This is a genomic window from Oligella sp. HMSC05A10 (assembly GCF_001808335.1).
GTDB classification, from domain to species: domain Bacteria; phylum Pseudomonadota; class Gammaproteobacteria; order Burkholderiales; family Burkholderiaceae_B; genus Oligella; species Oligella urethralis.
This window is the reverse complement of record NZ_KV792935.1, coordinates 60,029-69,684: the sequence shown is the minus strand read 5'-3', so window position 1 is coordinate 69,684 and position 9,656 is coordinate 60,029. Positions and strand designations below refer to the sequence as shown.

Sequence of the window (9,656 nt, the reverse complement as noted above, 5' to 3'; positions counted from 1 at the left end):
AGCGCTATTTAACCGTTTTTATGCAAAAGTCTCATGTTGTATAAAAATGATAGGACTAAACTAAAACTACTTCTAAGCTATGATCAACCCAGCTATTATTAAGGTATCCGCGATTATTTTCTAATCGATCTGCCGGTTGAGTCTCGCCGTTTTTATTAGTTGCGCGGCTAGCAAGCTTGTATGTACCGGTCTCTAACTCAACTGATAAGACGAATTGTCGCCATGCGTAAGGACCCAAGTCTGGACCGATAAATTCAGCTTCATGCCAGCTTTCTCCACCATCAGTAGAAACTTCAATCTTCGTGACATCTGTAGTACCGCCCATCGCAAGTCCTTGGATCTGTATTTTCCCAGCATGTACTTGCTCATCGGGATCGCTTGGGTAAGTAATCCACGACTTAACTGGCATGGTCCATACTGATTCTTGAGTAGGAGCTCCTTTCTCTCCCATGGGAGCAAGTCTGTAACCACTTTGTTGAATATTGGCTGCTGACTGTTCTGCGGTAAAAGCTAGACGCTTGATATACTTAACATTGTTGACACCAGTGTAACCAGGCACGACCAGACGCAAAGGACCACCATGAGCCAACGGAATAGGTTTACCATTAATTTCCCAAGCGAGCAAAGCGTCCTCAATGGCTTCCAGAGGTACTGAACGTTCAACTTGAATAGTATTTGGATCCAAACCATCAGGGATTGGTTCTCCACCCGTACCTGTCATGTATTTCGCGCCTTCATCCATGCCTTGCACGTGTTCTAACAAAGTTTTAACAGGTACACCCGTAAACATAACGCACCCAGCAGCACCAACTGTCCATTGGGTCCCACTCGGTTTCGAGGGAAAATAAGCGCGGCCATTACCGCTACATTGCAAGACCATAGCAACAGTGCTCACACCTAATGTCTTAAGTTCAGCAACGGTCAAACTTTGAGGATTTTTAACTCCACTAACTTCTAAAACCCAGGCATCAGGATCTTTTACAATTTCTTCGCTTGGCGGAGCGATGTTATTACGTACAAATAGGCGTTCAAGAGGAGTAATAATCCCGCTACCAAATGCATGACGCTTGGTCTCCATAGTGTTAGCACTATGAATAATTAAATGGTTGGCGTCTTTCCAATCGGCATAGGCTGGTAAAGCAGAGTTGTTTGCCGTGCTTCCTTGGGTTGCTGCTAATGCTTTGGTAGTTGAGCTAAAGTTACTGAGGGCACTAACTGATGCCAAGCCTAGGACGCTACCACTCGTCGTTAGTAATCGGCGACGTGTAACATTTATATTTTTCATAAGGCACCTATATTAAAAGTAGAGATAATGTAAACGACTGCTCAGTCTATCAATATGCTGAGTGTCATTAAATGAGTAAAACCCCGAAAATATTAGTGTTTACATAATTAAGACAAAGAGGTTTCTTTCTGAAAAAATTAAGAACAATTTATCGTCTCTATACATCTAACAATGGGTATTGAAGCTCTTTATTCTTAACTATGATCGAGTTCAACAAATACCCACTCAAAATCGGCTAAGCATAAAAAAGCGCCTAATATTTCTCATACTGGCGCTTTTGTTCATCTTACTGCCAAGGATTATTGGCGTAGGTCTTAATAAATATGCTTTGAATTTCCTCTAAGCTTGGTCGGTGATTTTGCGGACCACCCACGGCTACTTTAATCGAACCCATCACATTACCCAGACGAGCGCTATCAAGCCAGGACCAACCAGCCGCAAGACCATACAACACACCCGCACGATGCGCATCACCGCAACCGGTGGGATCCTCAATAGCCGTTGGCGTTACCGGCTCAATGGTGATTTTTTCTCCCTCATGATAAAGCACTGAACCAGCGCCCCCCAGGGTCACAATAATGGCTTCCAAATCCTTAGCTAGTTCGTCTAATGGCTTTGCCATTCGTTGCTCGATCACAGCCATCTCATAGTCATTTGCCGTTAAAACACGGGCTAATTTCATCATGGCCGCTAAGTCATTGCCATCAAATAAGGGCATGGCCTGACCCAAATCGAAAATAAATGGAATGCCAGCTGCATGCAGACGCTCGGCATGCTTAAACATCGCTTCCTTCGCATCTGGTGCCACAATGGCCCACGCCGCCTGCTCCTGACTGATATCATTATCTGCCGCAGAACTCATGGCGCCTGGGTGAAAGGCACTGATTTGATTACCTGATAAATCCGTGGTGATATGACATTGTGCAGTAAAAACATCCTCTAACACGGCAATACGACGTTGTTCAATGCCGAGGCTTGCAAAATGCTGCTGATAGTCGGCAAAGTCACGTCCGACCGTAGCGACTGGCACTGGCGCTCCACCTAACAACTTTAAATTGTAGGCAATATTACCGGCGCAACCACCAAACTCCTTGCGCATGGTCGGCACCAAAAAGGACACACTTAAGCTATGAATGGTATCGGCTAAAATATGATCTTTGAAATGTCCCTCAAAGCGGGTGATGGTATCAAAGGCTAAGGAGCCACAAATTAAAACGTCGTTTGATTGTTCTGACATAACTACTCTTCGTAATAGGGTGTTAATTCAAAGCCGGTCGCCATGGCACCAGCTAAGTTTAAACGCAAGACAATAGGATATTGGGTCAATGCGGCCATCGGCTGCACTCGCATTGCCGCGGGCAAATACTCTTCAACTTTAATAATACGTCGTCGATCCACCTGACCACGCTCATCCTTTAAGCTTAAAACAAGCGCCGGCCATTCGGCCACTCTATTCTCTTTATTAACTAGCCTAGCTTGTAACAACAAGGCCGTGTGTGATGGTTGTGGCGGCACATCGCTTCGCACCTTAAGTGAGACATTTTCCAAACTAAACTGACTAATCGATCGCGTCCCACCTAATTCACACTGCGCGATAGCACATACTTGGGTAATCACAAGGCGTGTGGCGGGAAAGTAATGCACCAACTGATTACGAAACACCACCGCACCCTGCCACAACAAAGCGACAAGCAGTATTAACACCACAAACAGCCAAAACACCCCACCACGACGGCGCGCTCGACGATACTCACGATAGTAGACCTCATCATCATAATCATCGTGTCTGATAGCATCATAGCCTTCGTCATAATCCCTTGAGTCCTCGATAAAAGGCTCGTCCTGATAGATACGCTGATGCTGTCTACCTGCCCTGCGCTCATCGACATAGGGTTCATCCTCCAGATAGCCCGGTGGTGACTCTTCACGGTAGCGATGCGGTCTAGCTGCTTGAGGCTGAGCAGGCGCATTTGGATTCTGAGCGTAGTCATTGGCACTAAACACCGTATGACAAATACCGCAACGCACCTTGCCCCCGCGCGCATGCAATTGCTCTGGGGTGACATGTAATCTGGTTTGGCAGTTCGGGCAGCGAGTTTTCATAAGCGTTGAGTTCTCAATAGGCACCATTTAATCTGACTAGGTGCTGTTTAGGCCTCGACCTTGCCGTGCAGACATACCCAACCCTCATCCGCATGCCATACATCCAAATGCACCCAAGCTCGATAGTAATCGATCATCTCTTCATACTGCCCCTCAAGAATACCGGAAAGTACTAAGGAGCCGCCTGCTTTAACACGATTTGCTAGTAAGGGAGCTAAGGCTTTCAGCGGATTAGCAAGAATATTGGCGACCACCACATCAAAGCGACCCTCCGGCAACTCATCTGGCAAGCCGTAATAAATCTGACTTTCATTGATTAAGGCATTATGACGTGCGGTATCCACGGACTGGGCATCAATATCAATCCCGACCACCTCGGCAGCATGTAACTTAGCGGCAATAATCGATAGAATACCAGAGCCGCAACCATAGTCGAGCACCGATTTGCCGGCGAGTGGGTGCTGCTCCAACCACTCCGCACATAAGCGCGTGGTCGCATGCGAGCCGGTACCAAAAGCCATCCCAGGATCGAGTTGAATCACTAAGTTATCAGTATTTTGGCGAATTTGCAGCACATCATGGCTCGTCATATGCCAGCTCGGCACAATCCAAATACGCTCACCAAGCTTCATCGGATCAAACTGCGTTTGTGTTAAACGTACCCAGTCTTTATCCTCAACCTCGGTAATGCTGGCTACCTCATACTCATCCTCGCCAAAGGCCACCGCCATTGACAGCAATAAAACCTCAGTGGCTGTCTCATCGTCCAATAAGGCAATCACATGATTGCGTTGCCATGCATAGTTTAAGAGCTCCATCCCGGGCTCACCGTAGAGCGGTTGCTCCTCCTCAGTATCACGATCCGCATCCTCAACGGATACCGATAGCGCCCCCTGATCCATCAAAAAATCGGAAATTTCCTCGGCGATATCCTGATTACAATGAATGACTAATTCACGCATGTTGCGCCTCTCAAATACGATCTACAAACCAAGAAGCCGAGTCTAAGCCCGGCTTCACTACCCGAAGGTATCTCATCAACTACTCACCCACAAGATGACTAAGCGGATTTTTTACTACGCGCAGCCAGCTTTTTCTCTAAATAGTGAATATCCATGCCCCCTTGGATAAAGCCAGGGTCATGCAATAACTCCTGATGCAAAGGAATATTAGTGCTAATACCCTCAACAATCATCTCAGATAAGGCAATCTCCATACGCGCAATAGCCTGCTTACGATCCTGACCATAGGTAATGATTTTACCAATCATGGAGTCATAATGCGGCGGCACACGATAGCCCGAGAAGACATGAGAATCCATACGCACGCCCATCCCACCAGGGGTATGCCACTTGCTCACCAAACCGGGTGAGGGCATAAAGGTATAAGGATCCTCAGCGTTAATGCGACACTCAATGGCGTGACCTTTTAACTGAATATCATCCTGGGTTAGGGTAAACGGCTCACCCGCCGCAATTTTAATCTGCTCCTGCACCAAATCGATACCGGTAATGCACTCGGTAATGGTGTGCTCCACCTGAATCCGCGTGTTCATCTCAATAAAGTAAAACTCGCCGTTTTCATATAGGAACTCAAAGGTACCGGCACCGCGATAACGCATTTGACGGCAAGCCTCGGCACAACGCTCGGCAATTTTGCGGATTAATTCACGCTCAATGCCAGGCGCGGGCGCTTCCTCAATGATTTTCTGGTGACGACGCTGTAAAGAGCAGTCACGCTCACCTAACCAAACCGCTTTACCCTCACCGTCGGCAAGCACCTGAATCTCGATATGGCGTGGTTTTTCAAGGTACTTTTCCATATAGACTTCAGGATTACCAAAAGCCACTCTTGCCTCAGCCCGAGTCATTTGTACCGCATTAATCAATTCGGACTCATGGTGCACCACGCGCATACCGCGACCGCCACCACCACCGGCAGCCTTAATAATCACAGGTAAACCAACCCGACGTGCGGTCTCTAAAATCTCGTCCGGATCCTCACCTAAGGCACCGTCCGAACCAGGCACCACGGGCACACCGGCTTCGATCATCGCTTTTTTGGCGCTGACCTTATCGCCCATTGTTAAAATGGACTCAGGGCGCGGACCGATAAAAACAAAACCGCTTCTTTCAACACGCTGCGCAAAATCCGCATTTTCCGCCAAGAAACCATAACCTGGGTGAATCGCCTCGGCATCAGTCACTTCAGCCGCAGCAATAATGGCCGGCATATGCAGATAGCTTTCTTGGGCCGGCGCTGGTCCGATACAGACGGATTCATCGGCTAAACGGACGTATTTCGCTTCACGGTCGGCTTCCGAATGCACGACCACTGTTTTGATACCCAACTCACGACAAGCTCGCTGAATTCTCAGCGCAATCTCACCACGGTTGGCAATGAGCACTTTTTCAAACATAGAATACTTTTAAACCTTGATTAAACGATTGGCGATTGGCGATTTATCACTTAGCCAATGATGAATAAAGGCTGACCGAATTCCACCGGCTCACCATTTTCAACGAGGATCTTTTTGACCACACCGCTGACATCTGCCTCGATCTCGTTTAATAGCTTCATCGCTTCTACAATACACAAGGTATCACCCTCTTTCACCGGCTTGCCCACATCCACAAAAGGCGCAGCGTTAGGGCTTGGGGAGCGATAAAAGGTACCGACCATCGGTGCTTTAACAACATAACCCTCTTCCTGTGCTGGCGCAGCAGCTGCTGCCTCTGCCTCAGCAGGCGCTGCAACCGGTGCTTGCGGTGCTACGGCCGGCGCTTGGTACATCTGCGGCATGGCCATAGGTGAATAGACCGTGTTTACCTCAGCTTGAGGTTTTGATTTGACAATTTTGACCTTACCATCACCCTCAGTAATTTCAAGCTCTGAAATCTCTGATTCAGCCACCAGGTCAATAAGCGTTTTTAGTTTTCTAAGATCCATAAGGTTATCCCGTAATCCTTGATTTTAATTTTTTGTTGTTTGTGCAAAATACCGTAATGCCGCCTCATACACAAATGAGCCTAAACCACACAGCACACCAACTGCCTTATCGGCAAGATAGGAGTGGTGTCTAAAAGGCTCCCGCGCATGCACATTTGATAAATGAACCTCTATAAATGGCACCTCGGCTGCTGCCAGCGCATCACGTATTGCAATACTTGTATGGGTATACGCAGCGGCGTTAATAATGATGCCGTCAAACTGTCCTCGTGCCTGCTGAATACGGCTCACAAGCTCGCCCTCGAAATTACTCTGTAGGCACTCCACAGTAAGCCCTAGCTCAGCCGCTAAATGCTGCAACTCAGACTCAATATCTGCGAGTGTCTGCGCACCGTAAACCTCAGGCTCACGCAAGCCTAACATATTTAGGTTAGGACCGTTAATGATTAAAATACGCATAACGCCGTTAATAAATTTTGACAATCGTTAATTTAACGTTAAATGACTGCTTTTGTCTATTAAATTCTACCATTTCTGAAGAATTCAACGCATGCAGCCAAGCCATTACCTCGTCATCTCGGCTAATTTACTACGCAACTCCTCGGCATTCACCTGACCAATGATCTTATACTTCAGCTCAGCACCAGGCGCAAAGATCAAGGTAAATGGCAGACCACCTGAGGGATTACCCAGTTGACGCATCAAACGAATAGCCGTCGGCTCACCAATCACAATCGGCAAATCCAGCGCTAGCTTATCAACAAAGCGACGGATATTTGCCTCCGTATCCACCCCATAAGCAATCACCTGCACAGACTCATGCGCCTGATGGATCGCTGCTAAATCCGGCATTTCTTCAACACAAGGTGGGCACCAACTCGCCCAAAAATTAAGCACGATCACCCTATCTTGATAATCGCTAATACGGATGGCTTCACCCGCAAGATTCATTAAGGGTGTATTGAGTAGATGCGCTAAGCTCTCTCTGTCCACCTCGGCAGCTGTGAATGGTTGCAGCTTTAAGGGCGTCGCCTGAACTGGGCTCGACGGCAAACCCAGCGCTACCGTCATCACCAGTGCCGAAGCTGCCATCACGGATAAGGAAACAAGCTTAGCCACAAGGCCCTTGAGCCTAGTTAAGAAGCGACTTTTTTTGCTTGCAAAGCCTCTTTTTAAAATGATCATGGGGCTACAAAAAAATTGGTACATAATGGATGATTTTAGCCATTCCCGAAGGAATAAAGCGGCAGACTGTTTAAAAAGCTTAAAATACTAGTCCGCAGGAGAGATTTTTTATGCACATTCATATTTTAGGTATTTGTGGTACGTTTATGGGCGGACTAGCACTCATTGCGCGTGCTGCTGGCCATCGAGTGACCGGTTGTGATATGGCGGTCTATCCGCCCATGAGTACACAGCTTGAAGAGCAAGGGATTGAGCTGATTGAGGGCTACGGTGCCGAGCAACTGGCATTAAAGCCCGATTTATTTATTATCGGCAATGTTGTTAGCCGAGGTAACCCCTTGATGGAGGCCATTCTTAACGAGGGGCTGCCCTACACCTCAGGACCGCAGTGGTTGGGTGAGCAGGTCTTGCGCCAACAGCATGTCTTAGCGATCGCCGGCACGCATGGCAAAACCACCACCTCCTCCATGTTGGCGTGGATTTTACAATACGCCGGTTTAGCGCCGAATTTCTTGATTGGCGGTATTGCCCAAAACTTTGGTATCTCTGCACGCTTTGATGCAGCACAACGCTACTTTGTGATTGAAGCGGATGAGTATGACACCGCTTTCTTCGACAAACGCTCCAAGTTCGTGCACTACCGTCCACGCACGGCGGTACTGAATAACTTAGAATTTGATCATGCCGATATTTTTGAAAATCTGGCCGCCATTCAAAAGCAGTTCCATCATTTAGTGCGCATCATTCCCCAGCAGGGACGCGTCATTTATCCTGCGGCCGATCAGGCGCTGCAGGAGGTGTTGGCGATGGGCTGCTGGAGCGAGCAATGCAGCTTGGGCAGCGGTCTGGCGCATGAGCATGACCATGCCAGTGATCCTAAGACCACATGGAATGTCCGCCTCATTGAGGCCTCAGGCAGTCAGTTTGAAGTGCTCCATGGCGCAGAAGTGATTGCCACCATTGAGTGGTCATTGATCGGTTTACATAATGTACATAATGCGCTAGCGGCAATTAGTGCGGCCGAGCATATCGGCGTCGCCCCAACGCTTGCTTGTGAGGCTTTGTGCCATTTTGAAGGTATTAAACGGCGCATGGAATTACGAGCGACCGTTCAAAACATTGCCGTTTACGATGATTTTGCACATCATCCAACAGCGATTAGTATGACCCTAGCGGGTTTACGCAAGCAAGTCGGTGATGCACGCATTATTGCGGTGCTTGAGCCACGCTCCAATACGATGAAATTAGGCACCATGTCAGCGCGCCTACCAGCATCACTACAAGAAGCCGATTTGCTCTTTTGCTATAACGAAGCCCAGGGTAAGCACAGCATTCACTGGGATGCAGAGCGTGTTTTTGCCACTATGTCACAACCCACCGAGGTCCATCATGATTTAGAGCAATTAGTGCAAGCCGTAGCCGCAGAGTCACAACCCGGCGATCATATTTTGGTGATGAGTAATGGCGGCTTTGGTGGCTTTCACGACAAACTTATTAGCAAGCTAAAGCAAAAGTACAGTTAAGACGATGATTTTATACCTACACGGATTTCGTTCTTCGCCACAGTCCACCAAAGCGCAGCTTATGGCTCAGGCCATGGCTGAGCGAGGCTTATCGGCACAGTTTTTTATGCCGCAATTACCCTCCTCACCGGCAGCCGCCATACGCCTTTGCGAAGCCTTGATTGCCGAGCAGCACGATGGCCAGCAGCCCTTAACCATTATCGGTTCGTCTTTAGGTGGCTATTATGCGACCTATTTAGCGGAGCAACACGACTGTCGCGCTATTCTGATTAATCCAGCAATTTACGCCACCCGTGATTTATCCACCCAATTAGGTCAGCTACGCTATTTCCATGATGACCGGCCCTTTCAATTTACCCTCAAGGATTTATGTGAATTAAGGCCCTTATTCCGGGCACAAATCAAGCCCGAACGCTATTTTTTATTAGCGGGTGACCGTGATGAGGTGTTGGATTGGCAGGAAATGAGCAAACGCTATGCCGGTGCCAAGCAAATCGTGGTACCCGGCATCGATCATAGTTTCAGCTGCTTTAGCGACTATATAGAAGATATGCTGGCCTTTGCCGGCTTAGCCTAAACCCCAACCTTTTTCAGCACCCTTTGCCCTATCA

The 9,656-nt window shown here is 48.0% G+C and carries 10 protein-coding genes; 2 read left to right on the top strand and 8 right to left on the bottom strand.

Annotated features, from left to right (window positions below):
* Positions 1-55 precede the first annotated feature (55 nt).
* The 8 genes from HMPREF3144_RS07840 to HMPREF3144_RS07805 all read right to left on the bottom strand — a co-directional run bounded on the left by HMPREF3144_RS07840 (position 56) and on the right by HMPREF3144_RS07805 (position 7,456).
* On the bottom strand, positions 56-1,285 hold the full coding sequence (locus tag HMPREF3144_RS07840) for a SorT family sulfite dehydrogenase catalytic subunit (protein ID WP_070471344.1): 1,230 nt from the start codon (positions 1,283-1,285) through the stop codon (positions 56-58).
* A gap of 286 nt (positions 1,286-1,571) precedes the next feature.
* Positions 1,572-2,522, bottom strand: a complete 951-nt coding sequence (locus HMPREF3144_RS07835) for a carbohydrate kinase family protein (protein WP_070477310.1) — start codon at positions 2,520-2,522, stop codon at positions 1,572-1,574.
* Between the two features lie 2 nt (positions 2,523-2,524).
* Positions 2,525-3,388, bottom strand: a complete 864-nt coding sequence (locus tag HMPREF3144_RS07830) for a DUF3426 domain-containing protein (protein WP_225792233.1) — start codon at positions 3,386-3,388, stop codon at positions 2,525-2,527.
* Between the two features lie 47 nt (positions 3,389-3,435).
* Entirely contained in the window at positions 3,436-4,350 is a 915-nt protein-coding gene (prmA, locus tag HMPREF3144_RS07825) for a 50S ribosomal protein L11 methyltransferase (protein WP_036558205.1), read from the bottom strand.
* Positions 4,351-4,448: 98 nt separating this feature from the next.
* Positions 4,449-5,807 (bottom strand): acetyl-CoA carboxylase biotin carboxylase subunit, encoded by a 1,359-nt coding sequence (gene accC / locus HMPREF3144_RS07820; protein WP_018025596.1) that lies wholly within the window; start codon positions 5,805-5,807, stop codon positions 4,449-4,451.
* Positions 5,808-5,857: 50 nt separating this feature from the next.
* The gene (accB, locus tag HMPREF3144_RS07815; protein ID WP_070477306.1) at positions 5,858-6,337 is read right to left on the bottom strand and encodes an acetyl-CoA carboxylase biotin carboxyl carrier protein; all 480 of its coding nucleotides are present in this window, start codon (positions 6,335-6,337) and stop codon (positions 5,858-5,860) included.
* A gap of 24 nt (positions 6,338-6,361) precedes the next feature.
* On the bottom strand, positions 6,362-6,796 hold the full coding sequence (gene aroQ / locus HMPREF3144_RS07810; RefSeq protein ID WP_018025594.1) for a type II 3-dehydroquinate dehydratase: 435 nt from the start codon (positions 6,794-6,796) through the stop codon (positions 6,362-6,364).
* A 105-nt stretch (positions 6,797-6,901) separates the two neighbouring features.
* Positions 6,902-7,456, bottom strand: a complete 555-nt coding sequence (locus HMPREF3144_RS07805) for a TlpA family protein disulfide reductase (RefSeq protein ID WP_231552477.1) — start codon at positions 7,454-7,456, stop codon at positions 6,902-6,904.
* Positions 7,457-7,632: 176 nt separating this feature from the next.
* Between HMPREF3144_RS07805 and mpl the strand changes: the two genes are divergently transcribed.
* Both mpl and HMPREF3144_RS07795 read left to right on the top strand, forming a co-directional pair.
* Positions 7,633-9,045 (top strand): UDP-N-acetylmuramate:L-alanyl-gamma-D-glutamyl-meso-diaminopimelate ligase, encoded by a 1,413-nt coding sequence (gene mpl, locus HMPREF3144_RS07800; protein WP_070477304.1) that lies wholly within the window; start codon positions 7,633-7,635, stop codon positions 9,043-9,045.
* A gap of 4 nt (positions 9,046-9,049) precedes the next feature.
* Entirely contained in the window at positions 9,050-9,622 is a 573-nt protein-coding gene (locus tag HMPREF3144_RS07795) for a YqiA/YcfP family alpha/beta fold hydrolase (RefSeq protein ID WP_048767823.1), read from the top strand.
* The last annotated feature ends 34 nt before the right edge of the window (positions 9,623-9,656 follow it).